The sequence below is a fragment of the Marinobacter profundi genome, assembly GCF_002744715.1.
Classification (GTDB): Bacteria; Pseudomonadota; Gammaproteobacteria; order Pseudomonadales; family Oleiphilaceae; genus Marinobacter; species Marinobacter profundi.
On the sequence record NZ_KZ319374.1, the window covers coordinates 125,616 to 148,890 of the forward strand.

19 protein-coding genes are annotated in these 23,275 nt (G+C 62.5%); 8 read left to right on the forward strand and 11 right to left on the reverse strand.

The features are described from left to right. Positions 1-117: 117 nt before the first annotated feature. Both CLH61_RS14795 and CLH61_RS14800 read right to left on the reverse strand, forming a co-directional pair. Positions 118-576: an ATPase gene (locus tag CLH61_RS14795; RefSeq protein ID WP_099615533.1), complete on the reverse strand. Its 459-nt coding sequence runs from the start codon at positions 574-576 to the stop codon at positions 118-120. 116 nt (positions 577-692) lie between these two features. Then, positions 693-1,718 carry an acyltransferase family protein gene (locus CLH61_RS14800; RefSeq protein WP_099615534.1) on the reverse strand — a complete coding sequence of 342 codons (1,026 nt, stop codon included), beginning with the start codon at positions 1,716-1,718 and terminating at the stop codon, positions 693-695. 144 nt (positions 1,719-1,862) lie between these two features. Here CLH61_RS14800 and CLH61_RS14805 point away from each other — a divergent pair, with 144 nt between their 5' ends. Further along, on the forward strand, positions 1,863-2,930 hold the full coding sequence (locus CLH61_RS14805; RefSeq protein ID WP_099615535.1) for a beta-N-acetylglucosaminidase domain-containing protein: 1,068 nt from the start codon (positions 1,863-1,865) through the stop codon (positions 2,928-2,930). A gap of 25 nt (positions 2,931-2,955) precedes the next feature. On the opposite strand, the gene CLH61_RS14810 is transcribed toward CLH61_RS14805, so the two are convergent. After that, a complete protein-coding gene (locus CLH61_RS14810) occupies positions 2,956-3,666 on the reverse strand; it encodes an SIMPL domain-containing protein (protein WP_099615536.1) in 711 nt (236 codons plus the stop codon). 101 nt (positions 3,667-3,767) lie between these two features. Here CLH61_RS14810 and CLH61_RS14815 point away from each other — a divergent pair, with 101 nt between their 5' ends. Next, positions 3,768-4,310, forward strand: coding sequence for a macro domain-containing protein (locus CLH61_RS14815; RefSeq protein ID WP_099615537.1), 543 nt, complete (start codon positions 3,768-3,770; stop codon positions 4,308-4,310). 17 nt (positions 4,311-4,327) lie between these two features. On the opposite strand, the gene CLH61_RS14820 is transcribed toward CLH61_RS14815, so the two are convergent. Both CLH61_RS14820 and CLH61_RS14825 read right to left on the reverse strand, forming a co-directional pair. Further along, positions 4,328-5,251, reverse strand: a complete 924-nt coding sequence (locus CLH61_RS14820) for a ChaN family lipoprotein (protein WP_228152658.1) — start codon at positions 5,249-5,251, stop codon at positions 4,328-4,330. Positions 5,252-5,391: 140 nt separating this feature from the next. Next, complete coding sequence (locus tag CLH61_RS14825) at positions 5,392-5,592, reverse strand: CopG family transcriptional regulator (RefSeq protein ID WP_099615539.1); 201 nt, start codon at positions 5,590-5,592, stop codon at positions 5,392-5,394. Between the two features lie 130 nt (positions 5,593-5,722). Between CLH61_RS14825 and dauA the strand changes: the two genes are divergently transcribed. The 3 genes from dauA to CLH61_RS14840 all read left to right on the forward strand — a co-directional run bounded on the left by dauA (position 5,723) and on the right by CLH61_RS14840 (position 11,323). Then, on the forward strand, positions 5,723-7,456 hold the full coding sequence (gene dauA / locus CLH61_RS14830) for a C4-dicarboxylic acid transporter DauA (RefSeq protein WP_099615628.1): 1,734 nt from the start codon (positions 5,723-5,725) through the stop codon (positions 7,454-7,456). Between the two features lie 101 nt (positions 7,457-7,557). Next, on the forward strand, positions 7,558-9,504 hold the full coding sequence (locus CLH61_RS14835) for a CASTOR/POLLUX-related putative ion channel (RefSeq protein WP_099615540.1): 1,947 nt from the start codon (positions 7,558-7,560) through the stop codon (positions 9,502-9,504). Between the two features lie 226 nt (positions 9,505-9,730). Further along, complete coding sequence (locus CLH61_RS14840) at positions 9,731-11,323, forward strand: isocitrate lyase (RefSeq protein WP_099615541.1); 1,593 nt, start codon at positions 9,731-9,733, stop codon at positions 11,321-11,323. Positions 11,324-11,424: 101 nt separating this feature from the next. Here the strand turns inward: CLH61_RS14840 and CLH61_RS14845 are convergent, their stop codons facing one another. Beyond that, on the reverse strand, positions 11,425-12,780 hold the full coding sequence (locus tag CLH61_RS14845) for a sigma-54-dependent transcriptional regulator (RefSeq protein WP_099615542.1): 1,356 nt from the start codon (positions 12,778-12,780) through the stop codon (positions 11,425-11,427). Between the two features lie 195 nt (positions 12,781-12,975). Between CLH61_RS14845 and CLH61_RS14850 the strand changes: the two genes are divergently transcribed. The 3 genes from CLH61_RS14850 (at position 12,976) to CLH61_RS14860 (ending at position 17,071) form a co-directional block, all read left to right on the forward strand. Continuing rightward, the gene (locus CLH61_RS14850; RefSeq protein WP_099615543.1) at positions 12,976-14,754 is read left to right on the forward strand and encodes an SLC13 family permease; all 1,779 of its coding nucleotides are present in this window, start codon (positions 12,976-12,978) and stop codon (positions 14,752-14,754) included. Between the two features lie 194 nt (positions 14,755-14,948). Then, positions 14,949-16,328: a selenoneine synthase SenA gene (gene senA / locus CLH61_RS14855; protein WP_099615544.1), complete on the forward strand. Its 1,380-nt coding sequence runs from the start codon at positions 14,949-14,951 to the stop codon at positions 16,326-16,328. Continuing rightward, on the forward strand, positions 16,328-17,071 hold the full coding sequence (locus CLH61_RS14860) for a putative 4-mercaptohistidine N1-methyltransferase (RefSeq protein WP_099615545.1): 744 nt from the start codon (positions 16,328-16,330) through the stop codon (positions 17,069-17,071). The genes senA and CLH61_RS14860 overlap by 1 nt, the downstream gene beginning before the upstream one ends. A 1-nt stretch (position 17,072) precedes the next feature. Here the strand turns inward: CLH61_RS14860 and CLH61_RS14865 are convergent, their stop codons facing one another. The 5 genes from CLH61_RS14865 to dusB all read right to left on the reverse strand — a co-directional run bounded on the left by CLH61_RS14865 (position 17,073) and on the right by dusB (position 23,071). Beyond that, positions 17,073-18,623 (reverse strand): cation:proton antiporter family protein, encoded by a 1,551-nt coding sequence (locus tag CLH61_RS14865; RefSeq protein ID WP_099615546.1) that lies wholly within the window; start codon positions 18,621-18,623, stop codon positions 17,073-17,075. 95 nt (positions 18,624-18,718) lie between these two features. After that, complete coding sequence (gene purD, locus CLH61_RS14870; protein ID WP_099615547.1) at positions 18,719-20,005, reverse strand: phosphoribosylamine--glycine ligase; 1,287 nt, start codon at positions 20,003-20,005, stop codon at positions 18,719-18,721. Between the two features lie 62 nt (positions 20,006-20,067). Continuing rightward, complete coding sequence (purH, locus tag CLH61_RS14875; RefSeq protein WP_099615548.1) at positions 20,068-21,648, reverse strand: bifunctional phosphoribosylaminoimidazolecarboxamide formyltransferase/IMP cyclohydrolase; 1,581 nt, start codon at positions 21,646-21,648, stop codon at positions 20,068-20,070. Positions 21,649-21,758: 110 nt separating this feature from the next. Next, positions 21,759-22,076 carry a DNA-binding transcriptional regulator Fis gene (gene fis / locus CLH61_RS14880; protein ID WP_099615549.1) on the reverse strand — a complete coding sequence of 106 codons (318 nt, stop codon included), beginning with the start codon at positions 22,074-22,076 and terminating at the stop codon, positions 21,759-21,761. Continuing rightward, a complete protein-coding gene (gene dusB, locus CLH61_RS14885; protein ID WP_099615550.1) occupies positions 22,073-23,071 on the reverse strand; it encodes a tRNA dihydrouridine synthase DusB in 999 nt (332 codons plus the stop codon). The genes fis and dusB overlap by 4 nt, the downstream gene beginning before the upstream one ends. Positions 23,072-23,275 lie beyond the last annotated feature (204 nt).

Consider the following 23,275-nt stretch of genomic DNA (forward strand, 5'->3'; position numbering starts at 1 on the left):
GGGGGTGGATAACCCTGAATCCTAGTCGAAGGTATCAATATTCGTTAGTGAAAGGTACCGAAAACCCCGGATCATACGACATTGGTCGTAGTTTCGTACAAGCTTTGCCCGGTGCCGTCAGATATCCTCCATGCGGCCAATCTGCCGCGCCAGCCGCATGGCTTCGTGCTGTTCCATGTCCCGCAGGGACTCCAGCAATGCCCGGGCTTCCGGGATTTCCGCCTTGCCCGCGAGGGTGTCGTACAGCTCGATGACCTGGTCATGGAAATCAAAGATCTCTGTCACGATGCCCTGGTAATCGAGATCGGCGTAATGGCTATCGCAGGTGCGATGGGTTTCGATGGGTTTGTGATTGAGATAGTCGTATAACCGGGTCTTCAGTGCCTTCGGGTCACCCTGCTTCTCGAACTCCGCGGTGATCCGCTCCAGTTCTGCCTCGTGGTCGGCGAGGTAGGACAGCAGGGCGCGGGCCCGTTCGTCCTGGTTCTGTCCGGAGCACTCTCCCAGGCACTTGGACAGGTGATGGTGCAACTGGCGCGCCCAGTCAATCAGGTCTTCGAAGGTCTTTATCTCCATGGGGGATGCTCCCGTCCGCTGATCCGTTTCAGTAATCAATGAAGTCTAGTTGATATTGTTGAATGTCACCGGTGCGGGAGTCTTGATCCCGGTCAGAATTCCGCAACTGACCAGGCTCAGCGCGCGGCGGCAGGGCTGGCCTGCGCCGCAGACTGGTTGCGCAACTGGCGGAACCAGCGCAGGGCGGGTTGCTCTACCAGGTAATGGATGGCGCAGGCCAGCAGGATGGCTACCGCCAGCGCCAGGCTGACGCCGGCCCAGCCCGGCAGCCCGGCCTGGTAACTCCAGCCAATCACCCCGTAGCCGATGTTCTGGTGCACCAGGTAGAGGGCATAGGACAGGCTGCCGAGCCACAGCAGGGGGCGGTTGGCCAGGCAGTTCAGGTAGCCGGCAACGGCGGCGGCAAAGACGCCGTAACAGCCAAGGACAAACAGGTGGAAGGGGGCCTTGTAGGCCAGCAGGGAGTGGCCGATGGCCATGGCCAGCAACAACAGTTCACTCACCCCGGGGCGGCCATAACGGTGCCAGCGGTACATCAGGATGCCGCTGATGAACAGCGGGGCGTATTTTACGAACAGCAGGTCCTTGACGATGAAATCGAGGCTGTCGGGAATGGCTTTCCACCAGATCACCCCGGCATAGCTGGCCGCCAGCCAGAACCACAGCACTGTGCGGATGCGTGGCCAATGCCCGGCGCCGTAGAACAACAGGGCGATCCAGCAGTAAAAGGTGGCTTCCACCACCAGGCTCCAGTAGGCCCCGTCAACATGGGGAAATTCCAGGTACTCGTGCAGCAAGGTGGTGTTGAGCAGGGCGCTGCCGAAACTGACCGCGCGGTCTGCCGGCCCGAGGGCGTGGACTGTGACAAAGGTAATTGCAATGCCCGCCCACAGCGCCGGCAACAGGCGGAAGGCCCGGGCCAGGCCGAACCAGCCGGCCGTGCGGGTACGCTCCAGGGTCATAAAAATCACAAAGCCGCTCAGAATGAAGAACAGGTGGACCCCGTATCGGCCAAAGTCCAGCACCGGCCAGGGGGTGAAGCTGTGGCCGTAAAGCTTGTCGTAATAGGGGATGTAGTGGAACAGCACCACTGCCAGCGCCGCCACCCCCCTCAGGGCATCAAGTGCAGCCAGTCGGTTCATAACAGGTTCCGTGTAGGTTACGGCTATAGTAGCCTGCTTTCGGGGGCCGGCAATACCGGCATTCCCTACCATTGCATGGCCGGCGGCTGACGGTTCGTTAATCCGTCGCGCGGCCGGACCGGAACACACAGGGAGCGGCTCCTGATGACAATCGATCTGGGCATCATTGAAGGCTTTTACGGGCCCTTATGGTGCTGGCAGGAACGGCGGGATCTGGTGGCGGCACTGGCGCCCCATGGCTACCGCTTTTACCTTTATGCGCCGAAGGCCGATGCCTTCCTGCGGCGCCGCTGGGATGAGCCTTATCCGCCGGATCAGGCAGCGGAACTGGCGGCGTTTGCCGGCTTCTGCACCAGCCAGCAGGTGCGCTTCGGTGTCGGGCTGAGTCCGTTCGAGATCTTCAACCGCTTTGATGACGGGGCCAGGGCCGCGCTGGCCGCCAAGCTCGAGTTTCTCGACGGCCTCGGAATCAGGGACCTCGCCATTCTTTTCGATGACATGCGCAGTGACACCCCGGACCTGGCCCGCCGCCAGGCGGAGATCGTGCACTGGGTCCGCGACCGTACCGCGGCCAGTCGACTGATCATGTGCCCGAGCTACTATTCCGACGATCCGGTGCTGGACCGGGTATTCGGTCCGCGACCGGAGCGTTATCTGGAAGACCTGGGCGAGGCGCTGGCGGCGGAAGTCGAGGTTTTCTGGACCGGAGAGGAAGTCTGCTCGCGGGAGGTGTCGCCGGGCCACCTGGCGCGAATTACCCGGGCCCTCGGTCGCAAGCCGTTGTTATGGGACAACTACCCGGTAAATGACGGCGACCGGATGTCCCGCCATCTGCATTTGCGGGGCTTTACCGGCCGGCCGGCGGCCAATGCGGCCCACCTGGCCGGTCACGCCATTAATCCGGCGCTGCAGCCAACGCTGACACGGATCCCCGCAATCACCCTGGCAGCCAGCTACCGCCAGGGTGAAAACTACGAGTATGGCCGGGCGTTTTTCGCGGCCGCCTGCGAGGTCCTGGGTGATGACCTCGCCCGTCAGCTGCAGGCGGATCTGCTGGGTTTGCAGGATGTCGGCCTCGGGCGCCTGGGCGACGAGCGGCGCCAGGCGTTGCGGCAGTGCTACGGCCGGGTTGACCATCCGGCGGCCGGGGAGATTCTGCGCTGGCTGGACGGCGGCTACCAGGTCACCGATGAGATGGTGCAAACCCAGTAGACCGGAGATGACCGGCCGGGCTGCGTTATTTCAGGTAATACTCCACCGTGGACACTACCCGCACCACCTTGGCGGGTTGCTGCTGTTCCATAATACCGGGAGCCTGGTCCCGCGCGAGGATCTGGAAGACGCCCTGGTTGGCCCGTCGCATGCCGCCAAGATCGGCGCGGGCGTCTTTGGCGAATTGACTGGCAGCCTCCCGCGCGGCGGCCGTGGCCTCGGCAATCATGTCGGGCTTGATGTCGTTGAGACCGTTGAACAGATAGGTCGGGCCGGAAGGGCCATAATCGGACGACAGTACCACCCCGGAATCCACCAGTTCGCTGACATTCTGGGCGGCCTGGCGGACCCGTTCGATGTCGGTGCTGCGCACCATCAGGGTCTGGTGGATAATGAAACGCTGGCCGCCATTGTTGGCCTGGTAGGGGTTGGCGCGGGTGTCAGTGACGTCGAGGCGCTGTAACTCCACGGTCGCGGTGTCGATGGCCTGCAGTTTGAAAAAGGCCATGATCGTTTCACGGCTGGCGCGGGCCTGGGACTGGGCCTCGGCCAGGCTGTCGCCGGTGGCAACAAAGCGGACTGGCCAGAGCGCCAGGTCGGCCTGGACTTCGCGCTCGGCCACGCCTTTGACCGTTACAAAGCGATCGGCGGTCCGCAAGCCGGTCAGCCCCTCTGCGACAAGGGAGGCGGCAACAATGGCGGCGATGGCGAGAATCAGGGCAGGCAGGGTTCTCATGGCAACATCCTTGTGGTGGCGGTTGCCAAACCTTCACCCTAAAGTGCTGCAACGTCAAGTAGCTGGCGGCGCGGCTTTAATCCTGGTGGGAGGGAGTCAGCATGGCAGTCATCCAGAAATCCGGCGTGATCATCGAGTGTGTTCGCGGCGATATTGCCCATCAGCCTGATGTCGATGTGGTGGTCAATGCCGCCAATGCCTGGCTGAGGCCCGGAGCCGGCGTGGCCGGCGCCATTCACCGTGCGGCCGGTCCCGAACTGGCCAGGGAGTGTGAGGGGCTGGCGCCCATTGCGGTTGGTGAGGCGGTGATGTCCGGTGGTCACCGCCTGCCCAACCGTAAGGTCATCCATTGCCTGGGGCCCGTCTACGGCGCTGATGAGCCGGCGGCGGAGTTGCTGGCCAGCTGCTATCGCAAGGCATTGCAGCTGGCGGATCGCTGCGGGCTGGCGTCCATTGCCTTTCCGGCGATCTCCACAGGGGTGTTCGGTTACCCGCTGCGGGACGCGGTCGCGGTCGCCCTCACCACGGTGCTGGCGGAAGTTCCACAGTTGTCGGCAGTGCGGCGCATCCGCTTTGTGTTGTTCAGTGCCGGCGACCTGGCGGTTTTCGAGCAACAGTTGGCAGAATGTGAAGGCCAGGCCTGAGTGTTGAGGCTGTCGGGTCAGTCGCAGCGGCTATCCGGGGCTTTGTCAAACCGTGCCATCATGGCCTTGCGGCGACGCTCCGGGTCCCGGTAGTCCTCAGGCAGGGGGAGCAGGAAATAGAGGTAATCCCCTTTGGCGGCATGGTCGCGCACCGGCAGGGCCTGGACTCCGCTGTCGAGGAATACCGGGCTGATGACCGCAACCGTGAGCTCCGGCCGACGCTCCTGCAGGGCAGCCACCGTGCCGAGACGTTCCTCGCTGTGGAAGGTGCCGGTCAGGTGTAACACCTGGTGGCCGGGGTTGTGCGCCAGTGCCGCGATAATCCGGTGTGCCATGGTGTTGTCCCGCAGCAGCTGGGCATGGTAGCTGTTCTCCATCCGTTCACTCACCGCTGTGCCGTGGCTGCCGCCAATGGCGCGAAAGAACTTCGCCCGGTAGGCGGGGCTACCGGCAAACGGGTGTTCCGGTATCAGCTTCTGCTGCGCGGTGTCGAGGGTTTCCAGGTAGCCGGGACCCAGGCGCCCGACGCAGCGCACCAGCTGTGCCGGCGCGTTGGCCGCGACCACTGGCAACTGGTGTGTCCTGGCGAATTCAACCACCGGGCGGTAAGACGCCTGGTAGTTGGCCCAGGCGTCGGCATCTTCGATCAGCTCCTCTTCACCACTATCGCCTTGCAGGTAACGGTCAAGGTCGCCCTGGTGATCGGCGTTGAATTGTTCGAGACTGAGAATCTGGCGTGACCGCCGCTGATACAACTCCGCCTGCAGCCGGGCCTGCAGCAGGTGGCCGGCCTGATGCCCATGGTATTCACCCACCACCACAACATCGACGTGCTGCAGCCTGGCGGCGAGTTGCGGTATGTCGAGGGGCTCACCGCTGGCGCTGACCGCCAGCGGTGCATCGTAGAACGTAACGGGGAGTCCAGAGGTTTGATCTGGCATGGCAGTACATCCGCTCAGTAGCAGGGCCGTGGCCGCGGCCCGGAACAGGCGACGGATCGGTTGTGTCATCGCTATCGTCATCACCAGCGTCATCAAATAGTGTACGGCTGTCAGCGCTTCTGCGTTACCCGCTCGGAGGTTCAGCTACGGTCAGTATCAGCTTGCGGATCTGCCGCTTGCTCGTTCATCCAGTCCTCGCCCAGCCGGCTTTCGACGTATTCCCGAATGAACTGGCGTACTTTCTGGGAGGGGGTGACGTCCTCGGCCTTGCACAGGGCCTCAAAGGCTGCTTTTTTTCGCGGGTCAATCAGCAGGGTCAGCCGTGCAGTTCGTTTTTCCATGGTTTCCGGGCCCGATTTACTGGTTCAGTCAGCTGTTGGTAGTTTCACCAATGTTAATGCGGTTAACATTGAATGATTAGTTTATGAGCATATAATGATCCTGTTCATGGATCAACAGGTTGTAACCGCCATGTCTCATCGTGCTCATCTGTTCTCCCTCCGTCTCGGTCATGCGCTGCGCGAAGCCTGCATTGACGAGCGCTATTCCCGCAAGCGGTTCGTCGGGGACCTGATGGCGGGTATCACCGTCGGCATCATCGCCATTCCACTGGCCATGGCGTTGGCCATCGCCAGTGGCGTTGCTCCCCAGTATGGCCTTTATACCGCCTTCATTGCCGGCTTTGTGATTGCACTCACCGGGGGGAGCCGTTTCAGCATCTCCGGTCCAACGGCTGCATTTGTGGTCATCCTCTATCCCATCGCCCAGCAGCACGGCCTGGGTGGCCTGCTGGTGGCCACGCTGATGTCCGGGGTGATTCTGGTCATTATGGCCTTTATGCGGCTGGGCCGCTTCATAGAGTATATTCCGGAGCCGGTGACCCTGGGATTCACCGGCGGTATTGCGGTGGTGATTGCCACGCTCCAGGTCAAGGATTTCCTGGGCCTGGATATTGCGGCGATGCCGGAGCACTACTGGGACAAAATTGCCGCCCTGGCGCAGGCGATCCCCGGCCTGGATCCCCTGAGTACGCTGGTGGCGGTGCTTACTCTGGCGGTCATGTTGTTGTGGCCGCGGCTGAAAACCCCGGTGCCCCCGCATCTGCCGGCGGTGGTGGTGGGCAGTCTGGTGGCGCTGATGCTCAACATGAACGGCGCTGCCATCGACACCATTGGTTCCCGCTTCAGCTATCTGTTGCCGGACGGCAGTTCCGGCAGCGGTATCCCACCGTTCCTGCCCGAATTTGCGTGGCCCTGGAACCGGCCGGATGCGGCCGGAATCCCCTTGGGTCTGAGCTGGTCGATGGTGACCGAGCTGCTGCCGGCCGCGTTTGCCATTGCCATGCTGGGGGCCATTGAGTCGCTGCTGTGCGCGGTGGTACTCGACGGTATGACGGGCAAGCGCCACAGCGCCAACAGCGAGCTGCTCGGGCAGGGGGTGGGTAACATCCTGACCCCGTTTTTTGGCGGGATCACCGCAACCGCGGCCATTGCCCGCTCCGCCGCCAATTACCGCGCCGGTGCCCAGTCGCCGGTGGCAGCCATGGTCCATGCGGTGGTGGTGTTACTGGCCCTGGTGTCGCTGGCCTCGGTGCTGGCCTACCTGCCCATGGCGGCGATGGCTGCACTGCTGGTGATGGTGGCCTGGAACATGAGCGAGGCCCCCAAGTCACTCCACCTGCTCAGGACGGCACCGCGCAGCGATATCCTGGTATTCCTGACCTGCTTTTCGCTGACCGTGATGCTGGATATGGTCATCGCCATCACCACCGGCATCCTGCTGGCAGCGGTGCTGTTCATGCGGGAGATGGCGCAGATGACCAAGGTGACTGATATCACCACCGGCAAGCGCCTGGCCGGGCACACATTGCCGGAGGGCTGGCAGGTCTTCAAGATCAATGGCCCCCTGTTCTTTGCTGCAGCCGAGCGGATCTTTGGCGAACTGGCGGCGATGTCCCGGCAGGCCCGGGGCTTCATTCTCTACATGGACGGGGTCACCATCCTTGATGCCGGGGGGCTGTCCGCCCTCAGCAAGCTTATCGCTACCTGCGAACGGGACGGCACCCCCATCATCATCGCCGACCTGCAGTTCCAGCCGCTGCGGACTCTGGCCCGGGCCGGGGTCAAACCGGTGGCAGGGGTCTGCGAGTTCTATCCCACGCTGGACGAAGCCCTCGCCCGGGTCGCCGCTCCAGTGGCCGGCTGACCCTCTGTCCGCGAGCATTAAAATACCAGCCGCCGTGCCAGTTTCCGGCCCCGATACGCTATGCTGGCGAAAATACGGCATTTTCGGGCTAAGGGGTTGCCATGCTGCCATTTCGGTTCGTGGATCGGGTCAAGTTCATCGTCGAACGCCAGCTGGTCAAGGGGGCGAGCTTCCAGCTGTTGGTGGTGGGCGTTTTCATCGGGCTGATTTCCCTGGTCGGAGGGCTTCTGGTGGTGCCGCTGGACGGTGCCTTTGACGACGTCGGCGATGCCATCTGGTGGGCGTTCCTGCGGCTGACGGATCCCGGGTACCTGGGCGATGATGTCGGCAACTGGCAACGTTTTGTATCCACGGTGCTGACGATCAGTGGCTACGTCGTCTTTATGGGTACCCTGGTCGCCATTCTGACCCGCTGGCTGATTGCCAAGATGAGTGATCTCGAACGCGGGTTAACCCCGGTCACCCTGCGCAATCACATCGTGGTGCTGGGCTGGGGTAGCCAGACTCTGCCTTTACTCACCGAACTGCTCGGATCGTCCGGGCGGATGCGCCGCTTCCTGGAAAAACACGACACCCAGCGCCTTCGGCTGGTGGTGCTGTCCGAGGAGGTGTCCACTGCACAGATGCTGGAACTGAAGAACGAGCCAGGTATCGGTCGCCGGGCCCGTCAGGTCATTCTGCGCTCGGGGTTGGCAATCCAGCCCGATGCCCTGCACCGGGTAGCCTGCCTGGATGCAGCGGCGGTGATTGTGCCCAGTACCGCCCATGAGTCGGGCAGCCTGGTCACGTCGGACGTCGAAACCGTCAAGGCATTGCTGTCCATTGCCGCCCAGGCCCGTTATTTCGGGACTTCACTGCCGTTTGTCGTGGCCGAGATCCAGGACATGCGCAAGCATCCGGTGATTGAGCGGGCCTATCCGGGGGCGGTGGAAGTGGTTGCCGGGGATGCCACCATCAGCCGCCTGATGGTGCAAAACATCCTCCATCCGGGGTTGTCGGACATCTACAACGAGTTGCTGACTGCCGGCGAGGGTAACGAGATCTACCTTCGTAGTGGCGACACCATGGCGGGGCAGAGCCTTGCCGAGGTGGCGACTGTCCGTCCCGATGTTATTGTGCTGGGCATGTTGCGCCCCAAGGGCACCGGCTGGGATGTACGGCTGCTGATGCCGGCCGACACCCGGGTTGAGAGTTCGGACCGGATCATCATGATGGCGCGGGATTACCGGGAAACCGAGGCGGACCTGAAAGCGAAACCGTTGCCTCCGGTCCGTCGTGGGCCTGCCCGTCAGGCCGCTGTGGTGGTTGATACTCGCCAGCACCGGACCCTGGTGCTGGGCTGGAACCGGAGGGTGCCCAGCCTGGTGGCTGAGCTCGCCAGCTATCCCCAGCGCCGGTTTGAGGTGGACCTGGTGTCAGTGGTGCCTGCCAGTGAGCGCCAACGGGAAATCCAGCAGTACGCTGGTGACCAGCGTCATGTGATCTGCCGTCACATTGAAGCGGACTATATGGTGGAGGGAGAATTGCGGCGCATCAATCCGGCCGGTTATGACAGCATCCTGCTGCTCAGCAGCGACCGCCTGGCGTCCGGAGAGGAGGCCGATGCCCGAGCCATGGTCGGCTACCTGCAACTGGAGGATATTCTCGGGGAGAGCCAGCACCGCCCGCAATTGATCATGGAGCTCAGTGATCCGGACAACCGGCACCTGTTGGCCGGCCACCACAGCGAGATGCTGATCAGTCCGATGATCCTGAGCCATGTGCTGGCCCAGGTTGCGTTGCGGCGTGAATTGCGGGTGGTACTGGACGAGCTGTTTACTGCCGGCGGCGCCGAAATCCAGTTCCGTGACCCCGGAACTTACCCGCTACCGGCCAGTGTGGATTTCCAGTTGTTGGAAAAGATCGTGGCGGAACAGGGTGAGATCGCCCTGGGGGTGTGTCGTCACCAGCCCGACCGGCGCGGTCGTTATGTCCAGCTCAACCCGCCCCGCAACACCTTTCTGGACCTTGAATCCGGCGACCGGCTGGTGGTGCTTTGCTTGACCTGACCCCGAGGTATCACGGGCTTCGCCGGTGCTATCGCTTGTAATTAACATCATTCATACAAAAAATGCCGGATATACATAATATAAATTTCAATTATGAATCCGGAAGCACTAAAGTAACCTCCAATGTCAGGGGGTGGTCAGGTTTTGATCAGTTCCCTGTCTCACTGAAGTTGCCATTCGCTTCTGATGAAGAGCACCTCAAACCGTTAACGACAGGACTGAGATCATGCCATACGCAAAAGACGTCGACGCCATTGCTTCCTTGCTGAAGCAGAACCCGACCTGGAACGCCATCAACCCGAAGCACGCTGCCCGCATGCGCGCCCAGAACAAGTTCAAGACCGGTCTGGACATCGCCAAGTACACCGCCAAGATCATGCGCGAAGACATGGCCGCCTATGATGCCGACTCTTCCCAGTACACCCAGTCTCTGGGCTGCTGGCACGGTTTCATCGGTCAGCAGAAGCTGATCTCCATCAAGAAGCACTTCGGTACCACCAAGCGTCGTTACCTGTACCTGTCCGGCTGGATGGTTGCGGCCCTGCGTTCCGAGTTCGGCCCGCTGCCGGATCAGTCCATGCACGAGAAGACTGCGGTTTCCGGTCTGATCGAAGAGCTGTACACCTTCCTGCGTCAGGCCGACGCCTGGGAACTTAACCACCTGTTCCGTGCCCTGGAAGACGCTGAAAACGCTGGTGACAACGCCAAGGCGGAAGAACTGATCAAGCAGATCGACAACCACGAAACCCACATCGTGCCGATCATTGCCGACATCGATGCCGGTTTCGGTAACGCCGAAGCTACCTACCTGCTGGCCAAGCAGATGATCGAAGCCGGTGCCTGCTGTATCCAGATCGAGAACCAGGTATCTGACGAGAAGCAGTGTGGCCACCAGGACGGTAAAGTCACCGTTCCTCACGCTGACTTCCTGGCCAAGATCAACGCGGTTCGTCTGGCGTTCCTGGAACTGGGTGTGGACGACGGCGTGATTGTTGCCCGTACCGACTCCCTGGGTGCTGGCCTGACCAAGCAGATCGCGGTAACCAACGAGCCGGGTGACCTGGGCGACCAGTACAACAGCTTCCTCGACGGCGAGTACATCGAAGACGCTTCCCAGATCGAGAACGGCGACGTTGTCATCAAGTCCAACGGCAAGCTGCTGAAGCCGAAGCGCCTGGCCTCTGGCCTGTTCTGCTTCAAGCCGGGCTCTGGCGAGGACCGCGTGGTTCTGGACTGTATCACCAGCCTGCAGAACGGCGCTGACATGCTGTGGATCGAAACCGAGAAGCCTCACGTTGGCCAGATCGCTGCCATGGTTAACCGCATCAAGGAAGTGGTACCCGACGCCAAGCTGGTTTACAACAACAGCCCGTCCTTCAACTGGACCCTGAACTTCCGTCAGCAGGTGTTCGATGCCATGAAGGAAGAAGGCAAGGACGTCTCTGCCTACGACCGCGCTGCCCTGATGAGCGCCGAGTACGACAACACCGAGCTGGGTCAGCTGGCCGACGAGTGGTGCCGTAACTTCCAGCGTGATGCGTCCCGTGAAGCGGGTGTGTTCCACCACCTGATCACTCTGCCGACGTACCACACTGCGGCTCTGTCTACCGACAACCTGGCCAAGGGCTACTTCGGTGACGAAGGCATGCTGGCCTACGTTGCTGGCGTACAGCGTCAGGAAATCCGTCAGGGCATCGCCACTGTGAAGCACCAGGACATGGCCGGTTCCAACATCGGTGATGACCACAAAGAGTTCTTCGCTGGTGAAGCCGCTCTGAAGGCCGGTGGTAAAGACAACACCATGAACCAGTTCGGTTAATCGACCGGTTCGGTTGTCGCTCCCGGCGCAGCCCGCGAGCACCTCAAAAAAACCCGCTACGGCGGGTTTTTTTGTGTCCGGATGTCCACTGTGCGGGCCGGTCAGGGCGGATTGTGGCGGGCCGTTGGCGAGTGGGCCGAGGTTCCGTGCTTGGCCATCAGGCGATAGAAGGAAACCCGCGAGATATCCAGCAGGCGCGCGGCGGCGGAGACATTCTGGTGGGTGAGCGCGAGGCTGCACATCACGGCCTGTTGTTCGGCCCGGGCCCGGAATTGCTCCAGACTGAGCCCCGAGCCCTGGTTGCTGCTGTTGAGCAAACCATGAAATCCCAGCAATTCAGGGCCAATGGTCGGCTTGTCGCTCAACAGTATCGCCTGGCGCAGGCGGTTGCGGAGTTCCCGCAGGTTGCCGGGCCAGTCGTGTTCGAACATCCACTGCATGGCCTGCTCGCTGAGATGCTTGTGACTGGCGCCGGTGCTGGAGTGCATGTTGCGGAGAATGCGATCCACCAGCAGCGGCAGGTCTTCGAGGCGCTCCCGAAGTGTCGGCATCATGACCTCAAGTCCGCCGAGCCGATAGAACACATCCTCGCGGAACTGCTTCTGTTCCACCAGGGTATGCAGTGGGGTACGGCAGGTGACGATCAGTCGCGCCGGTCTCCCCGTTGCGGGAGTGCCGTCTGCCCTGGTGGTCGTCTGGCCGTCGAGCAGGTGCAGCAGCAGCGACTGTTGTGCCGGGAGTAGCTCATCGACACCGGTCAACACCAGGGAGCCACCTTCCGCCGCCCGCAGCTGGTCCTGAAAGGTACCGGTGGCGCCGAACAGCCCGCTTTCGGTCTGGGCCACCGGGAGTGCCGCGCAATTGGCGGTAATAAAGGGGCCATGTCGCAGGGGGGAGGAATCATGCACGAAATGGGCTGCGGCATCCTTGCCGGTTCCGCTTTCGCCCTCGATGATGACCGGGTCAGCGGTCATGGCAAAGCGCTCCAGCAGCGACCGCGCGGCCTGAATGGCGGGCGACTGGCCGGCCAGGGCGTAGGGCAGGGTGTCGGTTGCCCCCGGGGTTGCCAGCCGGCGTTGCAGGTCTGCCATGCCCCACAGGTGGCCAAGGACGGTATTCAGCCTCGCCGGGTCCAGCGGGCGGGTGTGGAAGTCGGTGCAGTGCAGCGCAACCATCGCTTCGGCTTCGTCAATACCCCGGTGTTGCGGGTCCAGTACGCCGATCCACAGGGTCGGGCTGAGTACTTCGATCCATTCCTCCAGGAATGGCGCGCCGCCGTCGGGCAACTCGCTCAGATCCAGAATGCCGACCCGGGTGGCAGGCAGACCGCCAAGGTTGGCCGGGGGGTGCTCACAGAAGTTAAAGCGAAGCAGGTTCCAATGGGGCAGGAATCTGTCGGGCAGTGTGCGGTCGGATGGCCCTGGAGACAGCCAGAGCAGTGGCCGTATAGTCTTCATGGATCCTCTACCCCTTACCCGGTGACAAATTTTGGCGACAGTAGCTTTCAACGAATTCCGATTCACTCAGGCAGGTTGTGTGCCACAATAAAAACCGAGTCATATATCAACCGGTTATCGGGGGTGGCGTAACAGCCGCGGTCGTCACTGTAAACATAATTGACAGAGGCCGGTCGGATACGCGGGAGTCCACGGATGAGTTCCGAGCAAGGAATTGTCGTTGCGGTGCTGGGGCTGGCGCTGGTCATGTTTGTCTGGGACCGCTTTCGCTATGACATCGTGGCGTTGCTGGCACTGCTTGCGATGGCGGTCGCGGGCATAGTGCCCGGGGATCGGCTGTTCGCCGGTTTTGGCCATCCGGCGGTGATCACGGTGGCGGCTGTGCTGGTGATCAGCAAGGGGCTGGTAAATGCCGGCGTGGTGGACGCCATTGCCCGATTGCTGGGCAAAGTGGGCTCGCGGCCAACGCTGCAGGTGTTGACGCTGACCGGGGTTGTCGCGGTCTGCTCCGGCTTCATCAACAATGTCGGCGCCCTGGCATTGCTGATGCCGGTGGCGGTCTGGATGTCCCGCCAGGCTGGCCGGTCGCCGTCGCTGCTGCTGATGCCGCTGGCGTTCGGCTCTTTGCTGGGAGGCACCATGACCCTGATTGGTACCCCGCCCAACATCATCATTGCCAGTTACCGCCCGGGAGCAACCCCGTTCGGAGTGTTTGATTTCATGCCGGTTGGCGGCGTGATAACCCTTGCCGGGGTTGCCTTTATTGCCTTGCTGGGCTGGCGGCTGACTCCGCGCCGCGCTGACGGGCAAAGTGCTGACCCGCTGTTCAGTGTCGGCGATTACCTCACCGAGCTGCGGGTGCCCGCGGGGTCGGACTTTGTCGGGGAGACCCTGCACCAACTGTTGACCAGGGTCCGTAAAGACGCCGATGTGGTGGTGCTGGGGCTGGTTCGTCAGGGCAAGCGCTACATGGCGCCGTCGACCTACCGGGTGCTGCAGGAGGATGACATCCTGCTGGTGCAGGCCGACACGGATAGCCTCCAGGTGTTGCTGGACAAAACCGGCCTGGAACTGAGCGGGCGGGAGGAGGAGCAGCAGGCTGGCGCAGACCTGGACGAGGATGATGTCCGGCTTGCCGAAGTGGTCATCACTTCGTCCTCACCACTGATCGGTCACTCCGCCAACCGGTTGCGCCTGCGCGAGCGCCATGGCCTCAACGTGGTCGCGGTTGCCCGCCAGGGTTACCGGCTGAAGAGCCGGATCGGCAACCTCCAGTTCCATGCCGGTGATATCCTGCTGGTCCAGGGTAGCGACGACGCGTTGGCCGAATCGCTCGATGTGCTGGGTTGCCTGCCGTTGGCGGAGCGCGGATTGCGTCTTGGCAGCCCGCGCCGGACGCTGCTGGCAACCGGCATTTTCGCCGCCAGTATCGTGGTCATTGCCAGTGGCTGGCTGGCGGCGCCCACGGCCCTGGTTGCCGGTGCCCTGGTGATGGTCATGGCCGGTTTGCTGTCGACGGCCGAGGCCTACCGGGCCATCGACTGGTCAATCATCGTGCTGCTGGGGGCGATGATTCCGGTCGGCCAGTCACTGGAAATGACGGGTGCAGCGGCGTTGATTGCCGACAGCCTGATGGTGGTGGGCGAGGGGTTGCCACCGGCCACCGTGCTGGCGCTGGTGATGGTGTTGACCATGCTGCTGTCAAACGTTGTTAACAACGCGGCCGCCGTCATCGTGGTTGCGCCGATTGCGTTGAGTCTTGCCGGCGGTTTCGGCCTGGCTGCCGATGCGGTATTGATGGCGGTGGCCATCGGTGCCTCCTGCGCCTTCCTGACGCCGATCGGGCACCAGTCCAATGCCCTGGTCATGGAGCCCGGAGGCTATCGTTTCGGCGACTATTGGCGGCTCGGGCTCCCCCTGTCTCTGCTCGTGGTGCTGATTGCGACGCCGATGATTGTGCTGGTCTGGGGATAGTGGTCCGGAGCGCTCGCAGGCGGGCTGGTCCCATTGGGGAATCCGCGTGGCAGTGAGTCAGCGTATCACTGGAACAGCGTATAAAAAGCTGACACCTGCAGGGCGTCGAGGGCGGTGTGTATCCCGACCCTGCCCTGGCGCCGGTGCTCTGGTATGCTGGCAATCTCTTCATGGTGCACAGGAACGAGTGTTGGATGACTCCGAATGATCAGCTGAACACCGAAAAGGCCGCTTTGCTGGCCGAGCTTGACCACACCCGGCAACGTACCCTGGCTCTGATCGAGTCACTGACCGACGAACAGTTGGAGGTACCCTGGCACCCGGGCGTGAATCCGCCACTATGGGAGATGGGGCATGCCACCTTTTTCTATGAGGTGTTCGTCCTCAACCTGCTGGATGGCACCCCGAGTTACGATCCGGCGATGGATGACCTCTGGGACTCGTTCCATATCGATCACCGGGATCGCTGGTGCCGGGACCTGTTTCCCGGGCGGCAGCCAACCTTGCAGTATTTCGCGACCATTTACGATCGCATTGCTGACCGCATCTGCAACCAGCCGCTGACCGAGCAGGCGCTGTACCTATACCGCTATGCCATCTTTCACCAGAACATGCACATTGAATCGCTGATCTGGTGCCGGCAGACGGTGGGCTACCCCGCGCCACCCGGCGCTGCAACCGGGCGGGGCGCGGCCGGCGAGCCGGTCAGCGGGGACGTCAGGATACCCGCTGGCCGCTGGCGGATAGGCATGCCGGCAGATTCGCCGGCGTTCGCCCGCGATGATTTTGCGTTCGACAATGAGAAGCCGCAATTCGAGGTCGAGCTGGCATCGTTTGCCATTTCCCGCACCCTGGTGAGTAACCGGGAGTTTGTGGCGTTCGTCGAGGACGGCGGCTACCGCTGTCCGGAGTGGTGGTCGTTCGGTGGCCGCAAGTGGTTGTGCAGCGAGACCGATGTGGCGCTGGTCTACGGCAGCTCCGAGCCCCTGCTGAGGGTGCCCCGTCATCCGCTGTACTGGCGCTGGCATGACGGCCAGTGGCAGGAGCGGTGGTTTGATCAGTGGTTGCCGCTGAATCTGGATGCGCCGGTCACCCACGTCAGTTACTGGGAGGCGGAGGCCTGGTGTAACTGGGCCGGTCGCCGGTTGCCTACCGAGCAGGAGTGGGAAGTGGCTGCGCTGGCGAACCGCGCGGGCGGTGAATTCCGTCGTTTGCCCTGGGGTAATGAGCCCCCCCATGCCGGTCAGGCCGATATGGATGGCCGTCACCTGGGGCGGCTGCCGGTGTGGGATTTCCCGGCGGGTGACAGTCCCTTTGGCTGTCGCCAGATGATCGGCACGGTGTGGGAATGGACCAGTAGCCAGTTCTTCCCCTATGACGGCTTCAAGGTGGATATGTACCCGTTCATGTCCACCCTGCAGTTCGGCGACCACAAGGTGACCCGCGGGGGCAGTTGCGCGACGTCAGCTTCGCTGATCCGTGGCACCTACCGCCAGGCCTACCTGCCGCAACGTAATGACGTGTACACCGGGTTCCGTAGCTGCCCGCTGGATAACAGGACCGAGGACAAGTGATGAACGTTTATGAAACTGATGAATTGCTCAGTCAGTACCTGGGCTTCCATTTTGGCGAATCCGGTTTTGGTGTCAGTAACTATCCGCTCCGCTGCGCCGACATCTGCCGGGAGCTGATGGCCGGGCGAAACCTGGGGCGGGCGCTGGACCTTGGCTGCGCCGTGGGACGTACCAGCTTCGAGCTGGCGCGGGATTTTGACCAGGTGGTCGGTGTGGATCTGTCCAACCGTTTCATCGCCGCGGCCAATACCCTGCGGGAGCAGGGTGCCATCGATTACTTCCGCCGTGACGAGGGTGAACTCGGTGCCCGGGTAACGGCACGACTTGCCGAGCTGGAGCTGGATGCGGCCGCCGGCAAGGTGCGCTTCGAAACCGGGGACGCCTGTGCCCTGGGCGGGCAGCATCGTGACTATGACCTGGTATTTGCCGGAAACCTGATAGACCGGTTGCAGGCGCCGGGTACCTTCCTCGCGGATATTCACCGGCACCTGGCCATTGGCGGCACCCTGGTCATCAGCTCGCCCTACACGCTGATGGAAGAGTTCACCCCGAGGGCGAACTGGATCGGCGGCTACACCACCGGTGGCCAGCCGCGTACCGTACTGGATGGAATGCGTGAGATCCTCGCGGCACACTTCGAGGTTGTCCAGCCGCCCATGGACGTGCCCTTTGTCATCCGGGAAACCCGCCGCAAGTTCCAGCATACCGTTGCAGAACTCACGGCCTGGCGCCGGGTACGCTGATTCAGGCTGCGTCGGGGCGCCGGCCCTGCAAATGACTGGCAAGGGCTACGCCGGTCTCGCTCATGGTGAGGTAGGCGTCGTCGGCGCCCGCCTCACGGATCTGCCGGGCCTCGTCCTCGTACAGGGTGTGGGCCACGATATAGCCGCGGAAACCGAGCTTGCGCAGCATGCGCGCGGCAATCAGCTTGCCCTCGATATCCGCCATGGCGAGGATGACCGAGTCGATTGCGGGCATATGCAGGCCATTCCAGAAGGTGGTGTCCTCGGCGTCGGCAAACACCACGTTGCGGCCTTCCTTCTGATGCTGGCGAACCTTGGCCGGGTCGGAGTCCAGTCCCATCAGGTCGGCTTCCGACCGGGCCAGCCAGTCATAGGCCGCGGTGCCGGTCCTGCCCATGCCCATGATCAGTACCCGGGTGCTGCCGAGGGAAATCGGCTGTTCGTCCGGGTGATGGCGCCGGCTCTCGAACGGTGTCAGCCGGCTGCTGACCCGCTCGTAAAGGGTGTGGGCCAGGCGGTTGAGCGGCGCCGACACCACAAAGGACAGTGACACGGTAATGGCCAGGGGTACCAGCCACTGGGGCAGCGCAATGCTGGCCACGATCAGCCCGAATTCACTGTAATTGCTCAGGGCCAGCGAGCTGAGGAAGCTGCTGCGGGCCCGCAGCCGGAAGGCGATCAGCAGGAAGAAGAACAGCACACCCTTGAGGGGCAGCAGCGCGACCATCGCCAGCGCGAACAGCAGTGCGCCCTGGTCGGGCAGGCCACCAATGCCGATCTGCAGGAAAAAACCTACCAGGAAGACTTCCTTCACACTCCACAGCGACTTGGCCAGTTCCTGGGAGCGGGGGTGACTGGCCAGCATGGCGCCGAACACCAGGGCGCCCAGTTCCGAGCTGAGTCCGACGGTTTCAAAACCGTAGCCGCCCAGCACCAGGGCCAGCAGCAAACCCAGCAGCACCAGCAATTCATCGTGTCCGCTGGCATCCAGCAGCCGGAACAGCAGTGGTCGCAGCAAGGGCAGGCCGAACACGATCAGGGCCCACTGGGACGGGGTCTGGCCGGCGGCGAGGCTCATGACCACCAGGGCAATCAGGTCCTGCATGATCAGGATGCCAATCGCGACCCGACCGTGGAAAGCGCGAAGTTCCCGCTTGGACTCCAGCACCTTGGCGGCCAGCACCGTGGAAGAAAAGGACAGCGCGATGGCCAGCATGAGCGCGGTATGCCAGGGCAGGTCCATCAACAGGTAGAGACCGGGGGCAAAGACCACACAGGTGATGGCAAAGTGCAGCAGGCTGCCGCCGATAACTTCGGGACTGACAATCGACCGCAGCTTGAGTTTGAGGCCGACCGTGAACAGCAGCAGGAGCACGCCCAGATGGGCAATATGTCCCAGTGCGTCGGTGGCTTCGATGGTGATCCCGGTGCTGGCGGACAGGCCGCTGAGCACAAAGCCGGCCGCCAGGTAGCCCACCAGGGGAGGCAAGCCAACCGTCTTGACGATCAGGCCAAGGGCAAAGGCAAACGAAATCCAGATAGCTTCAGGCATGGGCCCTTCTTGCAGGAAGACAGGATGACGAACACAGTGCCATTCGGGAGGCTGGTCGCCCGGTCAGTGACCGGGCGACCGCACCGTGCTCCGGATCAGGACTGCTCGCGGGCGATTGCCCGGTAGGCAATGTCCTTGCGGTAGAACATGCCGTTCCAGCTGATCCTTGCGGCCAGGGCGTAGGCCCGCTGCTGGGCCTCGGTGACGGTGTTGCCCAGGGCCGTGGCGCAGAGTACCCGGCCACCGTTGGTCACCACCTCATCTCCGTCGAGCCGGGTGCCGGCATGGAATACCTTTTCGCCGTCCACTTCGGTGTCCGGCAGGCCGGCAATCACATCGCCCTTGCCATAATCACCGGGATAGCCGCCGGCGGCCAGCACGATTCCCACCGAGGCACGATCGTCCCATTCAGAGTCGCACTGGTCCAGCTTGCCGTCGATGGCGGCGCCACACAGGGCAACCAGGTCGGACTTCATCCGCAGCATGATCGGCTGGGTTTCCGGATCGCCAAAGCGGCAGTTGAATTCGATGACGCGGGGCGCACCGGCGCCGTCGATCATCAGGCCGGCATAGAGAAAGCCCTTGTAGGGGTGGCCTTCTGCCGCCATGCCACGGACGGTGGGGTAGATCACTTCGTCCATGATGCGCTGGTGTACCGCGGCTGTAACCACGGGCGCCGGGGAGTAGGCGCCCATGCCGCCGGTGTTGGGGCCGGTGTCGCCGTCGCCGACCCGCTTGTGGTCCTGGGAGGTGGCCATGGCCAGCACGTGTTCGCCATCCACCATCACGATGAAGCTGGCTTCCTCGCCTTCGAGGAACTCCTCGATGACCACGCGGCTGCCGGCATCGCCAAATGCGTTGCCGGCGAGCATGTCGCGGATTGCGTCTTCGGCTTCAGCCAGGGTCATCGCGACGATGACGCCCTTGCCAGCGGCCAGCCCGTCGGCCTTGACCACGATGGGCGCGCCCTGTTCACGGACATACGCCAGGGCGGCATCCACCTCGGTGAAGTTGGCGTAGGCGGCGGTGGGAATCTTCTGGCGGGCCAGGAAATCCTTGGTGAAGGCCTTGGAGCCTTCCAGTTGGGCGGCACCGGCGCTGGGGCCGAATACCCGCAAACCACGCGCTTCGAACTTGTCGACGATGCCGGCGACCAGCGGGGCCTCCGGGCCGACAATGGTCAGGCCAACCTGGTTAGCCGCGGCAAAGTCCGCCAGAGCATCCAGTTCCATGACATCAATGCTGACGTTCTCCAGGCCTGGCTCCCGGGCGGTGCCGGCGTTGCCCGGGGCAACAAATACCCGGTCGGCGTCCGGTGACTGGGCGGCTTTCCAGGCAAGGGCGTGCTCACGTCCGCCACTGCCGATAACAAGAATATTCATAGCTGTTGTACCCCTGATGTCGGGTGCGGGACAGTACCAAAGCACTGTCCCGGGTAGTCAGATCAGTGACGGAAGTGGCGCATGCCGGTGAACACCATGGCAATGCCGTGTTCGTTGGCGGCGTCGATCACTTCCTGGTCGCGCATGGAACCGCCGGGCTGGATCACCGCAGTGATGCCGGCTTCGGCGGCGGCGTCGATACCGTCGCGGAACGGGAAGAAGGCGTCGGAGGCCATCACCGAGCCTTTAACCTCAAGGCCTTCGTCTGCGGCCTTGATACCGGCAATTTTCGCGCTGTAGACGCGGCTCATCTGGCCGGCGCCGACACCGATGGTACGGCCGGCCTTGGCGTAAACGATGGCGTTGGACTTGACGTACTTGGCCACTTCCCAGGCGAACAGCAGGTCGTTGAGTTCTTCCTCGGTCGGTTGGCGGGTGGTCACCACTTTGACATCTTCCATAGCCACCATGCCCAGGTCACGATCCTGGACCAGCAGGCCACCGGTGACCCGCTTGTAGTCCATGGACCGCGCGCGCTCACCATCAAACTCGCCACAGGCCAGCAGGCGTACGTTCTTCTTGGCGGCCACAATCTCGACCGCGTCCGCTGCCACGGTGGGTGCAATGATCACTTCCACAAACTGGCGGTCAACGATGGCCCTGGCGGTCTCGGCGTCCAGCTCCCGGTTGAAGGCAATGATGCCGCCAAACGCAGAGGTGGGATCGGTCGCGAAGGCCAGGTCGTAGGCCTGGCGGATGTCGGCACCAATGGCCACGCCGCACGGATTGGCATGCTTGACGATGACGCAGGCCGGGTCGGCAAAGGGCTTGACGCACTCCAGGGCGGCATCGGTGTCGGCCACGTTGTTGTAGCTGAGCTCCTTGCCCTGCAGCTGGCGGGCGGTGGCCACGCAGGCTTCGCGGGGGTTCCGCTCGGCATAGAAGGCGGCACGCTGGTGCGGGTTCTCGCCGTAGCGCATGTCCTGCACCTTGACGAACTGGGTGTTGAAGGTGCGGGGGAAGTCCGCGTTGTCGTTGTCCGCGGTGCGGCCGCCCAGGTAGTTGGCAATGGCACCGTCGTAACCGGCAGTGTGCTCGAAAGCCTTCACCGCCAGATCAAAGCGGGTGGCGTGGGTGAGCTCGCCGTCATTAGCTTCAAGTTCTTTCAGTACCCGGCTGTAGTCGCTGGCATTGACCACGATGGCAACGTCGTTGTGGTTCTTGGCCGCGGCGCGCACCATGGTCGGGCCGCCGATGTCGATGTTCTCGATGGCAGTTGCCAGGTCGCAATCCGGGTTGGCCACGGTTTCCTCGAAGGGATACAGGTTAACCACCACCATGTCGATGGGGTTGATACCGTGTTCCGCCATGATGGTGTCATCAGTGCCGCGACGCCCCAGAATGCCGCCGTGGATCTTCGGGTGCAGGGTCTTGACGCGACCGTCCATCATTTCCGGGAAGCCGGTATAGTCGGACACCTCGGTGACGGCAACGTTGTGTTCCCGGAGCAGGCGGTAGGTGCCGCCGGTGGACAGCAGTTCGATGCCACGTTCGGTAAGCGCGCGTCCGAAGTCGACGATGCCGGTTTTATCTGACACGCTGATCAGTGCGCGACGGACTGGAGTATTAGCCTGATTTGCCATGGGTCACTTTCTTCGCTGGATGTGTTCGCTGGGTAGATTCGCTGGCTGGCAACGAATGAGGGCCTGGCGACGGGGTGTCTGCAGGCCCTCCCGGATTCAGGGTGTCTGGATTATAGCAGACCGTACTGCTTGAGTTTCTTGCGAAGGGTGCCGCGGTTCAGGCCCAGCATGGTGGATGCCTTGGTCTGATTGTTGCGGGTGTACTTCATTACCTGCTCGAGCAGGGGCGCTTCCACTTCCGACAGGACCAGCTGGTAAACGTCGGTTACCGGGGCGCCATCAAGCTGGGCCAGGTAGTTTTTCAGGGCAACGTCGACGCTGTCACGCAGGGTCACCGTGTTGCCGCTGTTGTTCACCGTCTGCAGCTGATGAACGTCATCATTGGCTGGCGGGGTCAGGTTGTCATTTGCCAAAGTCTCAGCGGTCATGCTGCGAATACCTCTCCATTTCGTAAGCCTGAAAAGTACTGTTGAATACTGTCTTTTTGCTCCCCCGCGCTTTCGATCGCGTTGAAGCGTTTGCGGAACTGTTTGCTCTCGTCGTGGGACTCCAGGTACCAGCCCACGTGTTTCCTGGCGATCCGCATGCCCATGGTTTCGCCGTAAAAGCTGTGCAGGGCGTCAAGGTGTTCCGTCAGGATCTGTTCCACCTCATCCAGCGGCGGTGCCGGCAGGTGGCTGCCGGTTTCCAGGTAATGCAGGATCTCCCGGAAGATCCAGGGCCTGCCCTGGGCAGCCCTGCCGATGAGCAGGCCATCGGCGCCGGTATGCGCCAGCACGTGCCGCGCCTGCTCGGGTGAGCTGATATCCCCGTTGGCAAACACCGGTATGCGTACCTGTGATTTCACCTCGGCGATGGTGTCGTACTCCGCGTCCCCGTTGTATTTGTCCGCGCGGGTACGGCCATGGATGGCCAGCGCCTGAATACCTGCATCCTCGGCCATGCGAGCGATCAGCGGGGCATTGCGATGGTCCCGGTCCCAGCCGGTTCTCATCTTCAGGGTGACAGGGATGTCCACCGCCTTGACGACCGCTTCCAGGATGTCGCGGACCAGCGCCTCATCTTTCATCAGCGCCGATCCCGCCGCCTTGTTGCAGACTTTCTTGGCGGGGCAGCCCATGTTGATATCGATGATCTGCGCGCCAAATTCGGCGTTGAGCCGGGCCGCGTTGGCCAGCATGTCCGGATCGCCGCCGGCAATCTGCACCGACCTGGGTTCCGGCTCTCCGGTGTGGTTCATGCGGAACCGGGACTTGCGCGTATGCCAGAGCTTGCTGTCCGCTATGACCATTTCTGACACGGCCAGCCCTGCGCCGAGCCGGCGGCACAGCAACCGGAACGGGCGATCGGTTACACCGGCCATGGGTGCAACAATCAAAGGGTTGGGCAGCGTGTACGGCCCGATTTTTGCCGTCGGCAACATGATCTGAGTCCGTGTCACAGCGGGTAAGCGACAATCGGAGGGGGCGGGCTGCTCAATAAGTAACCGGTCCGGCTCCGAAGGGCGCTAATGATACCGCCGGTGCAGATCCTATTGAAGGGCCTGACGGACGAAAAAACTGATTATTTTTCGTGCTTTCTGGTTGACTTTTGGGCGCCCGGCTGAATTTTCTGCCTCGGCGCCAAG

Excerpts from the sequence above, each read along its gene's own strand:
- CLH61_RS14800 (WP_099615534.1), bottom strand. The coding sequence starts at position 1,718 with ATGAACCGACTGGCTGCACTTGATGCCCTGAGGGGGGTGGCGGCGCTG.
- CLH61_RS14860 (WP_099615545.1), top strand. The coding sequence starts at position 16,328 with ATGAACGTTTATGAAACTGATGAATTGCTCAGTCAGTACCTGGGCTTC.
- CLH61_RS14815 (WP_099615537.1), top strand. The coding sequence starts at position 3,768 with ATGGCAGTCATCCAGAAATCCGGCGTGATCATCGAGTGTGTTCGCGGC.
- CLH61_RS14835 (WP_099615540.1), top strand. The coding sequence starts at position 7,558 with ATGCTGCCATTTCGGTTCGTGGATCGGGTCAAGTTCATCGTCGAACGC.
- CLH61_RS14795 (WP_099615533.1), bottom strand. The coding sequence starts at position 576 with ATGGAGATAAAGACCTTCGAAGACCTGATTGACTGGGCGCGCCAGTTG.
- purH (WP_099615548.1), bottom strand. The coding sequence starts at position 21,648 with ATGGCAAATCAGGCTAATACTCCAGTCCGTCGCGCACTGATCAGCGTG.
- senA (WP_099615544.1), top strand. The coding sequence starts at position 14,949 with ATGACTCCGAATGATCAGCTGAACACCGAAAAGGCCGCTTTGCTGGCC.
- dauA (WP_099615628.1), top strand. The coding sequence starts at position 5,723 with ATGTCTCATCGTGCTCATCTGTTCTCCCTCCGTCTCGGTCATGCGCTG.
- CLH61_RS14820 (WP_228152658.1), bottom strand. The coding sequence starts at position 5,251 with ATGCCAGATCAAACCTCTGGACTCCCCGTTACGTTCTACGATGCACCG.
- CLH61_RS14840 (WP_099615541.1), top strand. The coding sequence starts at position 9,731 with ATGCCATACGCAAAAGACGTCGACGCCATTGCTTCCTTGCTGAAGCAG.
- CLH61_RS14810 (WP_099615536.1), bottom strand. The coding sequence starts at position 3,666 with ATGAGAACCCTGCCTGCCCTGATTCTCGCCATCGCCGCCATTGTTGCC.
- dusB (WP_099615550.1), bottom strand. The coding sequence starts at position 23,071 with ATGTTGCCGACGGCAAAAATCGGGCCGTACACGCTGCCCAACCCTTTG.
- CLH61_RS14865 (WP_099615546.1), bottom strand. The coding sequence starts at position 18,623 with ATGCCTGAAGCTATCTGGATTTCGTTTGCCTTTGCCCTTGGCCTGATC.
- fis (WP_099615549.1), bottom strand. The coding sequence starts at position 22,076 with ATGACCGCTGAGACTTTGGCAAATGACAACCTGACCCCGCCAGCCAAT.
- CLH61_RS14825 (WP_099615539.1), bottom strand. The coding sequence starts at position 5,592 with ATGGAAAAACGAACTGCACGGCTGACCCTGCTGATTGACCCGCGAAAA.
- CLH61_RS14845 (WP_099615542.1), bottom strand. The coding sequence starts at position 12,780 with ATGAAGACTATACGGCCACTGCTCTGGCTGTCTCCAGGGCCATCCGAC.
- CLH61_RS14805 (WP_099615535.1), top strand. The coding sequence starts at position 1,863 with ATGACAATCGATCTGGGCATCATTGAAGGCTTTTACGGGCCCTTATGG.
- purD (WP_099615547.1), bottom strand. The coding sequence starts at position 20,005 with ATGAATATTCTTGTTATCGGCAGTGGCGGACGTGAGCACGCCCTTGCC.
- CLH61_RS14850 (WP_099615543.1), top strand. The coding sequence starts at position 12,976 with ATGAGTTCCGAGCAAGGAATTGTCGTTGCGGTGCTGGGGCTGGCGCTG.